The organism is Streptomyces sp. NPDC048361 (assembly GCF_040651795.1).
GTDB lineage: Bacteria > Actinomycetota > Actinomycetes > Streptomycetales > Streptomycetaceae > Streptomyces.
In genome coordinates this window covers 232,524-246,548 of record NZ_JBEZKW010000001.1, presented here as the reverse complement: position 1 = coordinate 246,548, position 14,025 = coordinate 232,524, and the positions used below count along the sequence as shown (strand labels likewise).

15 protein-coding genes are annotated in these 14,025 nt (G+C 70.2%); 2 read left to right on the top strand and 13 right to left on the bottom strand.

The genetic code is table 11. The features are described 5' to 3' along the window. Positions 1-108 precede the first annotated feature (108 nt). Complete coding sequence (locus AB0D31_RS01095; protein WP_362715183.1) at positions 109-843, bottom strand: SDR family oxidoreductase; 735 nt, start codon at positions 841-843, stop codon at positions 109-111. A gap of 161 nt (positions 844-1,004) precedes the next feature. Between AB0D31_RS01095 and dapA the strand changes: the two genes are divergently transcribed. After that, entirely contained in the window at positions 1,005-1,889 is an 885-nt protein-coding gene (gene dapA / locus AB0D31_RS01090) for a 4-hydroxy-tetrahydrodipicolinate synthase (RefSeq protein ID WP_362715180.1), read from the top strand. Positions 1,890-2,237: 348 nt separating this feature from the next. On the opposite strand, the gene dapD is transcribed toward dapA, so the two are convergent. The 4 genes from dapD to AB0D31_RS01070 form a co-directional block, all read right to left on the bottom strand. Further along, on the bottom strand, positions 2,238-3,233 hold the full coding sequence (gene dapD / locus AB0D31_RS01085; RefSeq protein WP_362715177.1) for a 2,3,4,5-tetrahydropyridine-2,6-dicarboxylate N-succinyltransferase: 996 nt from the start codon (positions 3,231-3,233) through the stop codon (positions 2,238-2,240). Between the two features lie 256 nt (positions 3,234-3,489). Then, entirely contained in the window at positions 3,490-3,813 is a 324-nt protein-coding gene (locus AB0D31_RS01080; RefSeq protein ID WP_362715174.1) for a multidrug efflux SMR transporter, read from the bottom strand. A 141-nt stretch (positions 3,814-3,954) separates the two neighbouring features. Further along, a complete protein-coding gene (locus tag AB0D31_RS01075) occupies positions 3,955-5,352 on the bottom strand; it encodes a DUF3616 domain-containing protein (protein ID WP_362715171.1) in 1,398 nt (465 codons plus the stop codon). 91 nt (positions 5,353-5,443) lie between these two features. Beyond that, on the bottom strand, positions 5,444-5,809 hold the full coding sequence (locus tag AB0D31_RS01070; RefSeq protein WP_362715168.1) for a VOC family protein: 366 nt from the start codon (positions 5,807-5,809) through the stop codon (positions 5,444-5,446). A gap of 21 nt (positions 5,810-5,830) precedes the next feature. Here AB0D31_RS01070 and AB0D31_RS01065 point away from each other — a divergent pair, with 21 nt between their 5' ends. Continuing rightward, positions 5,831-7,345 (top strand): hypothetical protein, encoded by a 1,515-nt coding sequence (locus AB0D31_RS01065; protein ID WP_362715165.1) that lies wholly within the window; start codon positions 5,831-5,833, stop codon positions 7,343-7,345. Between the two features lie 92 nt (positions 7,346-7,437). Here AB0D31_RS01065 and AB0D31_RS01060 read toward each other — a convergent pair whose 3' ends face one another. The 8 genes from AB0D31_RS01060 to AB0D31_RS01025 form a co-directional block, all read right to left on the bottom strand. Beyond that, positions 7,438-7,776 carry a metal-sulfur cluster assembly factor gene (locus tag AB0D31_RS01060; protein ID WP_362715162.1) on the bottom strand — a complete coding sequence of 113 codons (339 nt, stop codon included), beginning with the start codon at positions 7,774-7,776 and terminating at the stop codon, positions 7,438-7,440. Further along, complete coding sequence (sufU, locus tag AB0D31_RS01055) at positions 7,773-8,237, bottom strand: Fe-S cluster assembly sulfur transfer protein SufU (protein ID WP_267053849.1); 465 nt, start codon at positions 8,235-8,237, stop codon at positions 7,773-7,775. The genes AB0D31_RS01060 and sufU overlap by 4 nt, the downstream gene beginning before the upstream one ends. A gap of 10 nt (positions 8,238-8,247) precedes the next feature. Further along, positions 8,248-9,519 (bottom strand): cysteine desulfurase, encoded by a 1,272-nt coding sequence (locus AB0D31_RS01050; RefSeq protein WP_362715159.1) that lies wholly within the window; start codon positions 9,517-9,519, stop codon positions 8,248-8,250. Next, positions 9,516-10,280 (bottom strand): Fe-S cluster assembly ATPase SufC, encoded by a 765-nt coding sequence (gene sufC, locus AB0D31_RS01045; protein WP_362715156.1) that lies wholly within the window; start codon positions 10,278-10,280, stop codon positions 9,516-9,518. The genes AB0D31_RS01050 and sufC overlap by 4 nt, the downstream gene beginning before the upstream one ends. Positions 10,281-10,287: 7 nt before the next feature. Next, entirely contained in the window at positions 10,288-10,605 is a 318-nt protein-coding gene (locus AB0D31_RS01040; protein WP_100574415.1) for a bifunctional 3-phenylpropionate/cinnamic acid dioxygenase ferredoxin subunit, read from the bottom strand. Continuing rightward, positions 10,605-11,786, bottom strand: coding sequence for a Fe-S cluster assembly protein SufD (gene sufD, locus AB0D31_RS01035; protein WP_362715153.1), 1,182 nt, complete (start codon positions 11,784-11,786; stop codon positions 10,605-10,607). The genes AB0D31_RS01040 and sufD overlap by 1 nt, the downstream gene beginning before the upstream one ends. Positions 11,787-11,848: 62 nt before the next feature. Then, the gene (gene sufB / locus AB0D31_RS01030; protein WP_362715150.1) at positions 11,849-13,270 is read right to left on the bottom strand and encodes a Fe-S cluster assembly protein SufB; all 1,422 of its coding nucleotides are present in this window, start codon (positions 13,268-13,270) and stop codon (positions 11,849-11,851) included. After that, complete coding sequence (locus AB0D31_RS01025) at positions 13,267-14,019, bottom strand: winged helix-turn-helix transcriptional regulator (protein WP_362715147.1); 753 nt, start codon at positions 14,017-14,019, stop codon at positions 13,267-13,269. The genes sufB and AB0D31_RS01025 overlap by 4 nt, the downstream gene beginning before the upstream one ends. Positions 14,020-14,025: the final 6 nt, after the last annotated feature.

Sequence of the window (14,025 nt, the reverse complement as noted above, 5' to 3'; positions counted from 1 at the left end):
GTAGCGCGCCCCGGGGCCCGGCCCTCGGGGCGGCGACGGGCCGGGCGGGGCGGCACATCCGTGTCCCCCGCCCGGCCCCCGCGAGCCCAACCGGAGCCGCGACGGGCCTCACACCAGGTTTCCGCCACCGTCCACGAACATGACCTCGCCCGTCACATACGAGGCGTCGACGAGGTGGACAACCGCGTCGGCCACGTCCTCGGCGCTGCCGGTACGCCGCAGCGGCACGGCGTTCTCCACGTGCCGCTTGGTGTCGGCGAAGCCTTCGACGCCCTCGTACCATGGGGTTTCGATGAAGCCGGGCGCCACCGCGTTGACGCGGATCTCGGGGCCGAGCGTCTTGGCGAGCAGGCGCGTCAGGTGGTTCACGGCCGCCTTGGAGACGGCGTACGGGATGGAGCTGCCGTTGGGGCGGACGCCTGCCTGCGAGGACACGTTGACGACGGCGCCCGCGCCGCTCGCCTTCAGGTGCGGGGCCGCGGCGGTGATGGTCTGCCAGACGCCGAGCACATTGACGTCGAAGATGGACCGCCAGATCTCGGGGCTCGCGGCCGCGAGGTCGTCGTGCGGGATGAACCGGGTGGTGCCCGCGCTGTTGACCAGGATGTCGAGCCGCCCGAAGGCGTCGATGACCTCCCGCACGAGCCGTTCGGCCTCGCCGTCCACCGAGACGTCTGCCTGGATGTAGCGGGCCCCGGTCAGCTCGGCCGCGAGCTTCTCGCCCGCCTCGGGCGAACGGGAGTTGATCACGACGCGGACGCCGGACGCGGCGAGCCGGCGGGCGGTGGCGGCGCCGATACCCGAGGAGGAGCCGGTGATCAGTGCGACACGCGCTTCGCTCATGGTGCAATTTCCTCACATGCGGTCTCAGCCGCGCCCGCAGCCGATCATGCCATGAGGCGGAGCCACACCGGCGCCCGCAGCCATGGTGATTACAGCGCTTCTACACAATCCCGGAACGAAGTCTAAGTAGACGTTGACTTTCCGTCGGGCGAGACTGCCGTATGACGACATCGACGAGTCTGCCTCCTCGCCCCTTCGGCCGGGCGCTGTGCGCCATGGTCACGCCGTTCACCACGTCGGACGAACTCGACCTCGCGGCCGCACGGGAACTGGCTGCGCGCCTCGTCGACAACGGCTGTGACGGCCTCGTCCTGAACGGCACCACCGGGGAGTCGCCGACGACCACCGACGAGGAGAAGACGGCGCTGGTACGCGCGGTGGCCGAGGAGGTGGGCGAACGGGCGGCGGTCGTGGCGGGGGTGGGCAGCGCGTCGACCGCCCACACCGTCACCCTGGCCCGCGCGGCCGAACGGGCGGGTGCGGACGGCCTGTTGGTGGTGACGCCCTACTACAGCCGGCCCCCGCAGGACGACATCGAGGCACACTTCCGTACGGTGGCCGACGCGACCGGGCTGCCGGTGATGCTGTACGACATCCCGGAGCGCACGGGCACGCGGATCGAGGTCGAGACGATGCTGCGGCTCTCGGAGCACGAGCGCATCGTGGCGGTGAAGGACTGCGCGTACGACCTGCTCGGCTCGACCAAGGTCATGGGCCGCACATCGCTCGCGTACTACTCCGGGAGCGAGGAGCTGAACCTTCCGCTGTACGCGGTGGGCGGGGCGGGCTACGTGAGCACGGTGGCGAACGTGGCGCCGCGGGCAATGCGGGCGGTTCTGGACGCGTACGACACGGGGGCTCCGGTTGAGGCGGCCCGCCTCAACCAACTCCTGCTCCCTCTGGTGGAGTTGATGATGGCTTCGGGCCGGCCGGGGGCGGTGACGGCGAAGGCCCTTCTGGGGTTCGCGGTGAGAGCGCCCCTGCGGGTGGGGCGCGAGGACGAGCTTGTGCGGTTGCGCGCGGCGTGGTCGGCCCTGACATCCTGACGCATTCCGCTCCCGCAGTTCCCGCCCCTGACTACTCGGTGCCGGCCGGCACGCAACTCCTCCGCGAACGGACCCCCAGGGCGCGGGCCGTGCGTGGCTGGTCGCGCAGTTCCCCGCGCCCCTAAGGACGTCGGTCACACCTGCGGACCGTGCCCGCGTCTCGCGCAGTTCCCCGCGCCCCTGGCAGGGCTGACCTTGGCAGGGTGCCCAGCAGAGGCAACGTCAGCCCCTCATGGGGTCCCCCCTGGCCCTTTGGGGGAGACTGAGGACGAGCACCCTTCAAGGCGCGACACGGGTTCCGGGGCGGAGCCCCAGGGAGCTGGGGCCGGCCAACCCCGGCGCGGGCGGCTAGTTGTGGGCGTGGAGGACTTCGTTCAGGCCGCCCCACACCGCGTTGTTCGGCCGCGCCTCCACCGTCCCCGTCACCGAGTTCCGCCGGAAGAGGATGTTGGAGGCGCCCGACAGTTCCCGCGCCTTCACGATCTGCCCGTCGGGCATGGTGACCCGCGTACCGGCGGTGACGTACAGACCGGCCTCCACGACGCACTCGTCGCCGAGCGCGATGCCCACACCGGCCTCCGCCCCCACGAGGCACCGCTCGCCGATGACGATGCGGACGTTGCCGCCACCCGACAGCGTGCCCATCGTGGACGCGCCGCCGCCGATGTCGGAGCCGTCACCGATCACGACGCCGGCGGAGATGCGGCCCTCGACCATGGACGTGCCGAGCGTGCCCGCGTTGAAGTTCACGAAGCCCTCGTGCATCACGGTGGTGCCCTCGGCGAGGTGCGCGCCCAGCCGCACCCGGTCGGCGTCGGCGATGCGTACGCCCTTGGGCGCGACGTAGTCCGTCATGCGCGGGAACTTGTCGACGGACGTCACCTGGAGGTGCAGCCCCTCGGCACGCGCGTTGAGGCGGACCGTCTCCACGTCGTCGACGGCGACCGGGCCGAGCGAGGTCCAGGCGACGTTGGCGAGCACCCCGAAGAGCCCGTCGAGGTTCTGGCCGTGCGGCTTCACGAGCCGGTGCGAGAGGAGGTGCAGACGCAGATAGGCGTCGTGCGCGTCGAGCGGCTTGTCGTCGAGCGAGGCGATGACCGTACGGACGGCGACGACCTCGACCCCGCGGCGCTCGTCCGGGCCGATCGCCTTGAGCGCGCCCGCGCCGAGGAGTTCGGCGGCGCGCTCGGCGGAGAGCCGCTCGGTACCGGCCGGGCCGGGCTCGGCCACGGCCACGAGCTCGGGGGCGGGGAACCAGGTGTCCAGGACGGTGCCGTCGGCGGCGATGGTGGCGAGTCCGGCGGCCGCGGCGCCGGTCGAAGCAGGTGCAGTCGTGTCGGTCATGACCCAAAACCTAACCGGCCACGGCCCGCCGGGGCGAACCGGTCTCATGTGACGGTCCCGTGTCCCACCCGCCCCGACGAGCGCGTTCCCCCGCGGAACCGACTGTGGCGGCCTGCCGCACGACAGGCCGCCGGGCATGGCCCGTGGCCCCCGCGGCACAACCGCGCCGCCCGCGCTCCGGCACGCCCCGGCCGTCCCGAGCGTGCACCACCCCGCGCCGAGGGCCTCCTTGTCGGCGAACGCCCGCCCGCCCGGTTCAGTGCGCCCCGCCCCCAAGATTGAGCAGGACCACTCCGCCGATGATGAGGGCGATTCCTGCGATCTTGGCGGCGGTCATCGCCTCCCCCATGAAGACCATGCCGATGGCCGCGATGACGGCCGTGCCCACGCCCGACCAGATCGCGTACGCGGTGCCCACGGAGAGAGACTTGAGCGTCAGCGACAGCAGGTAGAAGGCGAGCAGATAGCCGGCCGCGGTGATCAGCGAGGGCCAGAGCCTGGTGAATCCCTCGCTGTACTTCAGCGCGGACGTGGCGACGATCTCCGAGCCGATGGCGCAGGCGAGAAGGACGTAGGGCATGGGGGCGAGCGTACCTCTGGGCGGGGGTGGCTTACGGCGGGCCGGGCTACCGCAGGGGCGGGCTGGGGCCGCCCCTGCGGTAGCGGCGAGCTGCGGCAGGGGCGGGCCGGGGCCGCCCCCGCGGTAGCGGCGAGCTGCGGGTCAGCCGGCGTTCACCGTGAACCAGGTCGCCCGGGACTTCTTCCACTCGGGGTGGGTGAGGTCCTTGGCCTCGGTGCCGTCGCCGTAGAGGTCGGCGGAGCCGTCGTCCGTGATGAACTGCGCCTTGGCCCCGGCCTGGCTCAGGTCGGGCACGTCGACGACGGCCTCCCAGCCGCCCGGGTCGCTGGTCGGCAGATCGGCCCGCTTGACGGGCGTGTGTCCGGCGACGCCGTCCCAGGAGTAGACCGCGTACGGGTCGGAGTTGTCGTCCGCGGCCCACGACCCGGCGACGATCAGGTACTGGTCGGCGGCGTTCTTGCGGATGTCGCGGATGCTGAGCCCGCCGAGGTCGAGCTGGATGGCGCTGCCGAAGACCGGCTTGGCGCCGCTGCCCACCACCTTGTCGAAGTTGGTCACCGGCACGATCAGCGCCTTGCCGCCGCCCGCCGGCGGCACGAGCGGCGCCCGGAACCCGATGTACGCGGTGCTCGTGGAGCCCGGCGCGAACTCCAGGCCCTCCACGTTGAACCCGTCGATCTGCTTGGGCACCTGCCCGTCGGCGGTGCCCGCGGCGAACCCGAACCGGTCCCCGTTGGCGTGGTCCCACGCCACCAGGGAGTCCCGCAGCTTCTTGTACGAGCCGGCGAGCGCGAGCTGGGTGGAGGCGCCCGAACCGGTGACGGTCGTGGTGAAGACGGTGTTGCGGTCCGGCTTGTACGCGCCGTCCTTGTTGTTGCCGAGCGAGCCGGTCCAGTAGATGGTGTTGCCGACGCGGGCCGCGCCCTCGATGTCGATCTCCTTGGAGACCCCGAGCTGGGAGCTGAAGTCCCAGGTCTTCACGGGCGCCCCGGAGGCCGAACGGTCGTACAGGCGAAGCGTGTTGGACTCGTCGTCGGCGACGACGGTGTACCCGCCGCCCACGTCCACGGCGGCGGATGCGTCGCTGGAGCCGGTGAGGTAGCGGGTGTCGGCGGCGTTCTGCACGGCGGCGGAGGCGGCGTAGTGCAGGGTCTTGGTGGCGGTCTTGCCGCCGAGCCCGGTGACCTTGATGGTCAGGTCCGTGTAGCCGCGGGTGTGCGCGGTCACAGCCAGCTGCCGGCTGCCGCCGCTCCCGGTGACAGCGACGTCCCCGGTCCCGGCCACGGAGCTCTTGCTGCTGGCGGACGCGGCCACGGTGAGCGCCGAGGCGTCGGCCCCGCTCTGCGCGACGGTCACGTCGACCACGGGGTCGCCGGTGGCACCCACGGCGCCCGTCAGGTAGGAGGCCGAGAGCGAGAGGGTCGGGGTGCCGTAACTCGCGGCGTGTGCCGGGGCGTTGAGGCCCAGGGCGGCCAGCGTGAGCACGCCGGAGGCGGCCGCGAGGGTCCTGGCGCGGCGGAGCGAAGAGTGGTGCGGCACGGGGTTGGCCTCTCGTCGGCGGGGTGTCGTCGAGTAGGTTCCGTTCGCTCCGCCAAGCGCAGGCGTACGCAATCCGTACGGCGGGCGAACGTCAGTCGATCAGGCTCCGCTTGGGCCGCAGCACGCAGAACTCGTTCCCCTCGGGATCCGCGAGCACCGTGAAGGTGGCCTCCTCCCCCTGCCCCACGTCCACCCGTCGAGCCCCGAGCCCGATGATCCGCTCGACCTCGGCGGCCTGGTCATCGGGGTTGAGGTCGATGTGCAGCCGGTTCTTGACGCTCTTGCGCTCGGGCACCGGAAGGAAGCACATCCCCGGATACGCTGTCTCGTCCGCCCCGATGACGATCTCCTCCGGGTCCTCGAACAAGACCTTCCAGTCGAGGACTTGACACCAGAACCGGGCGAGGGCAGGCAGATCGTGGGCGTCTACTACGAGGTGGTACATGGAAACGGCCATATCCGCAGTCTGCCCCGCCCGATGAGCGGGCGCGCGCGGACACCGTACGAGGCCGAGGACTCGGCGGGCCTCGCCGAGCGCCGGCTTGCCGGCCTCGCCCTCAACCCGGCCGCCCCCGAGGACGTGCTGCTGCGGCTCCTCGCCGCGGGACCTGCCGCGCTCCGCAAGACCCTGTGCCGGGAGAGGCCGTTGCCCGCGGCACTGGTCGACGCGGCGGTCGGGCACCCGGACTGGCGCGTCCGGAGCGCCGTCGCGACCAACCCGCACGTCGACATGGCTCAGCGGCTGCGGCTCGTGGACGATCCCGACTGGCGGGTGCGCGCCCATCTCGCCGCCGGACCGCTCGCCCCTCTCGACGGGCCCCGCGATCCGCTGCCCGACTGGGCCGCGGCCCACATGATCACCACGTATGAGAACGACTGCCTCGGCGACTATTGCTTCACTCTCCGGTTCTCCCCGGAGTTCCGCGCCTCGATGCTCACCCATCCGGAGCCGAAGGTCCGCGCCTTCGGGGTCGGCATGCGCCTGTGGGACGCCTTCTCCGATGAGGAACGGGCCGCCCTCCTCAACGACCCCGACCCGACCGTGCGCGACCGGGCGCTGTCCTGGAAGGACCACCACGACGGCGTCCGCGATCCGGCCCGTGTGGAGGCGGACCTGCCCGCCCGCGTCACGCGCCACCGCAGCTACCTGCTGCTGTTCGGGGCCCTGAGCCGCACCGTCATCGAGGCGGTTCTGACGTCCCCTGCGCGGCCTTCCGAGCGGGTGACCATCGCCGGCAACCACAGCCTTCCCGCCGACACCGTGGCCCTGCTCGCCGGCGACCCCGACCCCGAGGTGCGCCGAACCGTCGCCCTGCGAACTGATTTGACGCACCATCAGGTCATGACTCTCGGCGCCGATCCCGATCCGTCGGTCCGTCTCGCGGCCTCGCAGCATCCGGCGCTGTCGGAGGACGAGCGGGCGGCCATCGACTACGCGGTGGCGGAGGAGGGTCCGTTCCGCACGGTGTGGACCCCGATGCCGCCGGAAGACCGCGCTCAGCTCCGTGCCCTGGCGCTCTCCGGCCACCCGTTGCTGCGCCGCCGCGCGGCGATGGCCGAACACCTCCCCCGGGACCTGGCGGACTCACTCATCGACGACCCCGACCTCGGCGTACGGGTCCTGCTCGCCCAGTACCTTCCGGACCCGCCACCCCGGCTATTGCTCCGCTGCTTCCTCGAATACACCGGCCCGGGCCGCGCGTGCCTGCCGGAACGGCCGGGCTTCCCGACCGCCGGGCTCGCCCGGTACGCCCACCATCCCGACCCTGCCGTACGCGCGCTCGCCGCCGGCGACCCGAAGCTCGCCCCCGCGGCGGCCGACCGGCTCACCCGGGATACGGACGCGTGCGTACGGGACGCGGGCACCCGCCACCCCCGCCTGCCCCTCCCCCGCCTCACGGAGCTGCTCGACGACGAGGAGCTCGCCCCCGCGGCGGCCGCGAACCCGACGCTGCCCGTGACCGTGATGCGGCGCCTGGCCGCGGCCGCGTAAGCGCGAAGAGGCCCCCGGGCACCAAGAGACCCCCGGCACCATGCGGTACCGGGGGTCTCAGGGAACAGACGGGCTCTGCCGTCGAGCGGAACTCAGACGTTGAAGCCCAGCGCGCGCAGCTGCTCGCGGCCGTCGTCGGTGATCTTGTCCGGGCCCCACGGCGGCATCCAGACCCAGTTGATCTTCAGCTCGCTGGCGATGCCGTCGGTCGCGGACTTCGCCTGGTCCTCGATCACATCGGTCAGCGGGCAGGCCGCCGACGTCAGGGTCATGTCCAGCGTGACGACATTGGAGTCGTCGACGTGGATGCCGTAGATCAGGCCGAGGTTGACGACGTCGATGCCCAGCTCGGGGTCGACGACGTCGTACAGCGCCTCGCGGATCTCTTCTTCGGTCGCCGGCTTGATGGCCGCCTCCGCGTTCTCGGTCATGCCGTCTTCCTTTCGGCGACGTCGCCCAGAGCCTGGGCCGTCGCGTCCTTCCACGCCATCCAGCTCAGCAGAGCACACTTCACACGGGCGGGGTACTTGGAGACGCCGGCGAACGCCACCGCGTCCTCCAGGATCTCCTCCATCGCGTCGTCGGGCTCCAACTGGCCCTTGGACTGCATCAGCTCCAGGAAGGTCTCCTGGATGCGCTGCGCGTCGGTCAGCTCCTTGCCGACCAGGAGGTCGTTGAGGACCGAGGCGCTGGCCTGGCTGATGGAGCAGCCGTGGCCCTCGTACGAGACGTCCTCGATGCGGGCGCCGTCGTACTTCACCCGCAGGGTGATCTCGTCGCCGCACGTCGGGTTCACGTGGTGCACCTCGGCGTCACCGTCCCGCAAGCCCCGGCCGTGCGGGTGCTTGTAGTGGTCCAGGATGACGTCCTGGTACATCGAATCAAGCTTCACGTCTCGACCCCTAGCCGAAGAAGTTTCGTACGTGCTCCAGGCCGTCCACCAGGGCGTCGACCTCGGCGGGCGTGGAGTACAGATAGAAAGACGCTCGCGTGGTCGCAGGAATTCCGTAGCGCAGGCAGACCGGACGCGCGCAGTGGTGGCCGACGCGGACCGCGATGCCCTCCTCGTCGAGGACCTGGCCCACGTCGTGCGGGTGGATGTCACCGAGCGTGAAGGAGATCGCCGCGCCGCGGTCCTCGGCCGTGGTGGGGCCGATGATCCGCAGGTCGGGCACCTCAAGGAGGCGCTGGACCGCGTACTCGGTGATCGCGTGCTCATGCGCTGCGATCTTGTCCATGCCGATCGCCGAGAGGTAGTCCACGGCCGCGCCCAGGCCCACGGCCTGCGCGATCGGGGGCGTACCCGCCTCGAACTTGTGCGGCGCCGGAGCGTAGGTGGAGGAGTGCATCGAGACCGTCTCGATCATCTCGCCGCCGCCCAGGAACGGCGGCAGGTCCTCCAGGAGCTCCTGGCGGCCCCACAGGACGCCGATGCCGGTCGGGCCGCACATCTTGTGGCCGGTGAAGGCCACGAAGTCGGCCTGGAGCGCCTGTACGTCCAGCGGCATGTGCGGGGCTGCCTGCGAGGCGTCGATGCAGACCAACGCGCCGACCTGCTGCGCGCGGCGCACGATCGCCTCGACCGGGTTCTGGGTGCCGAGCAGGTTGGAGACCAGCGTGAAGGAGACGATCTTCGTCTTCTCGGTGATGATCTCGTCGATGTCCGACAGGTCGAGCCGGCCGTCGTCGGTCAGGCCGAACCACTTCAGCTTCGCGCCGGTGCGCTGCGCGAGCAGCTGCCACGGCACGATGTTGGAGTGGTGCTCCATCTCCGTGATGACGATCTCGGTGTCGCTGTCCACGCGGTAGGGCTCGTCGGCCCAGCCCAGCATGTTGGCGACGAGGTTGAGCGATTCCGAGGCGTTCTTGGTGAAGATGACCTCGTTGCGGCTGGGCGCGTTGATGAACCGCGCGACCTTGTCGCGGGCACCCTCGTACAGCGCCGTGGCCTCCTCGGCTACCAGGTACACGCCGCGGTGCACATTGGCGTTGTGCTGCTCGTAGTACTCGTTGAGCGCGTCGAGCACCTGGCGCGGCTTCTGCGAGGTCGCAGCGCTGTCGAGGTAGACGATCTTCTTCCCGTCGTGGACCACACGGTCCAGCAAGGGGAAGTCCTTGCGGATCGCCTCGTCCAGGAGAGCGGACTGGGTGAGGAGGCCCGGCAGCTGTGTCACTCGGAAGCGCCACCCTTCGTGTACGACGTGTAGCCCTCGGCCTCGAGCTTGTCGGCGAGCTCGGCGCCGCCGGACTCGACGATGCGGCCACCCGCGAAGACGTGGACGTAGTCGGGCTTGATGTAGCGCAGGATGCGCGTGTAGTGGGTCACCAGGAGGGTGCCGACCTCGCCGTTCTCACGGACGCGGTTGATGCCCTCGGAGACCTGGCGCAGCGCGTCGACGTCGAGGCCGGAGTCGGTCTCGTCGAGGATCGCGATCTTCGGCTTGAGGAGCTCCAGCTGGAGGATCTCGTGGCGCTTCTTCTCACCGCCGGAGAAGCCCTCGTTGACGTTGCGCTCGGCGAAGGCCGGGTCCATCTGGAGCTGCTCCATCGCGGACTTGACCTCCTTCACCCAGGTGCGCAGCTTGGGCGCCTCGCCGCGGATCGCGGTGGCGGAGGTGCGCAGGAAGTTGGAGACCGAGACGCCGGGGACCTCGACCGGGTACTGCATGGCGAGGAAGACGCCGGCGCGGGCGCGCTCGTCGACGGACATCTCCAGGACGTCCTCGCCGTCGAGCGTGACGGTGCCGCTGGTGATCTTGTACTTGGGGTGCCCGGCCAGTGAGTACGCCAGGGTCGACTTGCCGGAGCCGTTGGGGCCCATGATGGCGTGGGTCTCGCCCTGCTTCACGGTCAGGTCGACGCCCTTGAGGATCTCCTTCGTACCGTTCTCGGTGTCGACGGAGACGTGCAGGTCGCGGATTTCAAGCGTTGCCATGGGGAACTCAGGACTCCTGGGTGACGGAGACGAGCACATCGTCCCCTTGGATCTGTACGGGGTATACGGGCACGGGGCGCGTCGCGGGGAGGCCGGACGGCTTGCCGGTGCGGAGGTCGAAGCTGGAGCCGTGCAGCCAGCACTCGATGGCGCAGTCCTCGACCTCGCCCTCCGAGAGCGACACGTTCGCATGCGAGCAAATGTCGTTGATCGCGAACACCTCACCCTCGGTCTTGACGAGGGACACCGGCGTGCCGTCGATCTCCACCCGCTTGGGGGTGTCACTCTCCAGCTCGCTCAGCGCACAGGCTTTGACGAAGGCCATCAGACGGCAGCCTCCAGCTCCGTCTCGATCTTCGCCAGGAGGCGCTCCTCGACGTCCGGCAGACCGATCTGCTGGACGAGCTCCGCGAAGAAGCCGCGCACGACCAGGCGGCGCGCCTCCATCGGCGGGATGCCGCGCGACATCAGGTAGAAGAGCTGCTCGTCGTCGAAGCGGCCGGTGGCCGAGGCGTGACCGGCACCGGCGATCTCGCCGGTCTCGATCTCCAGGTTCGGCACCGAGTCGACGCGGGCGCCGTCGGTGAGGACCAGGTTGCGGTTCATCTCGTAGGTGTCCGTGCCCTCGGCCTTGGCCTGGATGAGGACGTCACCGATCCACACGGCGTGCGCGTCGTCGCCCTGGAGGGCGCCCTTGTACACGGCGTTGGACTTGCAGTGCGGGGTGTTGTGGTCGACCAGGAGGCGGTGCTCCTGGTGCTGGCCCTTGTCGGTGAAGTACAGGCCGAACAGCTCGGCCTCACCGCCGGTGCCGGCGTAGGAGACCCGCGGGTGCAGCCGGACCAGGTCGCCGCCGAAGGTGACCACGAACGACTTGAAGGTGGCGTCGCGGCCGATCAGCGCGTTGTGCTGGGAGACGTGGACGGCCTTGTCGTCCCAGTCCTGCACGGAGACGACGGTCAGCTTGGCGCCGTCACCGAGGAGGTAGTCGACGTTGGCGGCGAGCACCGCGTCGCCGGTGTGGTCGATGACCACGACGGCTTCGGCGAAGGCGCCGAGCTCGATGACCTGGTGGCCGTAGGCCACGCCGCCCTCGCCGTGCACGGCCAGCCGGATCGGCTCGGTGAGCACCATGTCCTTGGGGACGGACACGACGGAGGCCTTCTCGAAGGATGAGTACGCCTGGGCCGCGACGCGGTCCACCGGGGTGCCGGCCTTGCCCAGACGGGCGTCGTCGCGCCCGACGGTCTCGACGACGACGCCCTCGGGCGCGTCCACGGTGACCGTCACCCCGTCACCGGTGGCGACGGCGGTGCCGTCGTGCAGCCCGCGCAGCCGCTCCAGCGGCGTGAACCGCCACTCCTCCTCGCGGCCGTGCGGGACCGGGAAGTCCGCGACGTCGAAGGACGGAGGGACGCTCATGCGGGTGGCGACGGTCGACTCGGCGGCCACCGCGATGGAGCCGGCCGTGGTGGAACCGGCCGGGATGTTCTGAGCCTCAGCCATGGCTGTCGTAGTGCTCTCTTCCTGAATCAGAATCTGCTCAACTGCCGGACGGGGAACGGTCGTTATCCGACCGAGCCCTCCATCTGCAGCTCGATCAGCCGGTTGAGCTCAAGGGCGTACTCCATGGGGAGCTCCTTGGCGATCGGCTCGACGAAGCCGCGCACGATCATCGCCATCGCCTCGAACTCGGTCAGACCGCGGCTCATCAGGTAGAAGAGCTGGTCCTCGGAGACCTTCGAGACGGTCGCCTCGTGGCCCATGGAGACGTCGTCCTCGCGGACGTCGACGTAGGGGTAGGTGTCCGAGCGGGAGATCGTGTCGACGAGCAGCGCGTCGCAGAGCACGTTCGACTTGGAGCCGTGGGCGCCCTCGCCGATCTCCACGAGACCGCGGTAGGAGGTGCGGCCGCCGCCTCGCGCCACCGACTTGGAGACGATGTTGGAGGAGGTGTTCGGCGCCATGTGGACCATCTTGGAGCCGGCGTCCTGGTGCTGGCCCTCGCCCGCGAAGGCGATGGAGAGCGTCTCGCCCTTGGCGTGCTCGCCCATCAGGTAGACGGCCGGGTACTTCATGGTGACCTTGGAACCGATGTTGCCGTCGATCCACTCCATGGTCGCGCCCTCGTACGCCACGGCGCGCTTGGTGACCAGGTTGTAGACGTTGTTCGACCAGTTCTGGATCGTCGTGTAGCGGCAGCGGCCGCCCTTCTTGACGATGATCTCGACGACGGCGCTGTGCAGCGAGTCCGAGGAGTAGATCGGCGCGGTGCAGCCCTCGACGTAGTGGACGTACGCGTCCTCGTCGACGATGATCAGCGTCCGCTCGAACTGGCCCATGTTCTCCGTGTTGATACGGAAGTAGGCCTGCAGCGGGATGTCGACGTGGACACCCTTGGGCACGTAGATGAACGAGCCGCCGGACCACACCGCGGTGTTCAGCGACGCGAACTTGTTGTCGCCGACCGGGATGACGGTGCCGAAGTACTCCTGGAAGAGCTCGGGGTGCTCCTTCAGGGCGGTGTCGGTGTCGAGGAAGATGACGCCCTGCTCCTCCAGGTCCTCACGGATCTGGTGGTAGACGACCTCGGACTCGTACTGGGCCGCGACACCGGCCACCAGGCGCTGCTTCTCCGCCTCGGGGATGCCGAGCTTGTCGTACGTGTTCTTGATGTCCGCGGGCAGGTCCTCCCAGGACGCCGCCTGCTTCTCGGTCGACCGCACGAAGTACTTGATGTTGTTGAAGTCGATGCCGGAGAGGTCGGAGCCCCAGTTCGGCATGGGCTTCTTGTCGAACAGCCGCAGGCCCTTGAGGCGCAGCTTCAGCATCCACTCCGGCTCGTTCTTCTTCTGCGAGATGTCGCGGACGACAGCCTCGGAAAGACCGCGCTTGGCAGCGGCGCCGGCCGCGTCGGAGTCGGCCCAGCCGTATTCGTACGTGCCCAGGCCATCAAGCTCAGGGTGGGCAGTCTCCGTGGGGAGCGTCATGCGGGGTTCCTCCCGGCCGTGCTTGCAGATGCTTGCTGGTGTGTGGTCTGTGGTGGCGCGCCGTGCGGGATGAACGTGGTGCAGACGCCATCGCCGTGGGCGATCGTCGCCAGGCGCTGCACATGTGTTCCCAGGAGGCGGGAGAAGAATTCCGTCTCCGCCTCGCACAGCTGCGGGTACCGCTCGGCGGCGTGGGCGACCGGGCAGTGGTGCTGGCACAGCTGCTCGCCCCGCTGCGGAAGAGGTGCGCTGCGCGCCGTAGCAGCGTACCCGTCGGCGCTCAAGGCCTTGGCCAGGGCTTGGGTGCGCTCCGCAGGCTCCGCGGCCTCGATCGCGTCCCGGTACGCCACGGCTTGAGCCTCGATGCGGGCCCGCGCGAACGCCGCGACGGCTTCCTCGCCGGCCGCGCCGCCGCCCGCGGACTGCTCGATCCAGTGCAGGGCGTCGACGGCGAGCTTGTCGTAGGACTGCTCGAAGGCGTCCCGGCCGCAGTCGGTCAGGGCGAAGACCTTGGCCGGGCGGCCGCGGGTCCGCGCGCCGTACACACGCTGTTCGCGCGGCACGACGACCTCGTCGGCGACGAGCGCGTCGAGGTGGCGGCGGACGGCGGCCTGGGTGAGGCCGAGGCGCTTCGCGAGGTCCTGGGCGGTCGAGGGCCCGTGGTCCAGGATGGAGCGCGCGACGCGGTTGCGGGTGGACCGCTCACCGGTCGCGAGTTCCTCCTGGGGAGCCTCGCCGACGTTTTTCACAACACC

What these genes read in the sequence shown, in the direction of transcription:
- AB0D31_RS01070 (WP_362715168.1), bottom strand. Translation starts at nt 5,809, where the DNA reads ATGGCCGTTTCCATGTACCACCTCGTAGTAGACGCCCACGATCTGCCT.
- dapA (WP_362715180.1), top strand. Translation starts at nt 1,005, where the DNA reads ATGACGACATCGACGAGTCTGCCTCCTCGCCCCTTCGGCCGGGCGCTG.
- AB0D31_RS01080 (WP_362715174.1), bottom strand. Translation starts at nt 3,813, where the DNA reads ATGCCCTACGTCCTTCTCGCCTGCGCCATCGGCTCGGAGATCGTCGCC.
- sufB (WP_362715150.1), bottom strand. Translation starts at nt 13,270, where the DNA reads ATGACGCTCCCCACGGAGACTGCCCACCCTGAGCTTGATGGCCTGGGC.
- sufC (WP_362715156.1), bottom strand. Translation starts at nt 10,280, where the DNA reads ATGGCAACGCTTGAAATCCGCGACCTGCACGTCTCCGTCGACACCGAG.
- dapD (WP_362715177.1), bottom strand. Translation starts at nt 3,233, where the DNA reads ATGACCGACACGACTGCACCTGCTTCGACCGGCGCCGCGGCCGCCGGA.
- AB0D31_RS01095 (WP_362715183.1), bottom strand. Translation starts at nt 843, where the DNA reads ATGAGCGAAGCGCGTGTCGCACTGATCACCGGCTCCTCCTCGGGTATC.
- AB0D31_RS01060 (WP_362715162.1), bottom strand. Translation starts at nt 7,776, where the DNA reads ATGACCGAGAACGCGGAGGCGGCCATCAAGCCGGCGACCGAAGAAGAG.
- AB0D31_RS01065 (WP_362715165.1), top strand. Translation starts at nt 5,831, where the DNA reads ATGAGCGGGCGCGCGCGGACACCGTACGAGGCCGAGGACTCGGCGGGC.
- AB0D31_RS01040 (WP_100574415.1), bottom strand. Translation starts at nt 10,605, where the DNA reads ATGGCCTTCGTCAAAGCCTGTGCGCTGAGCGAGCTGGAGAGTGACACC.
- sufD (WP_362715153.1), bottom strand. Translation starts at nt 11,786, where the DNA reads ATGGCTGAGGCTCAGAACATCCCGGCCGGTTCCACCACGGCCGGCTCC.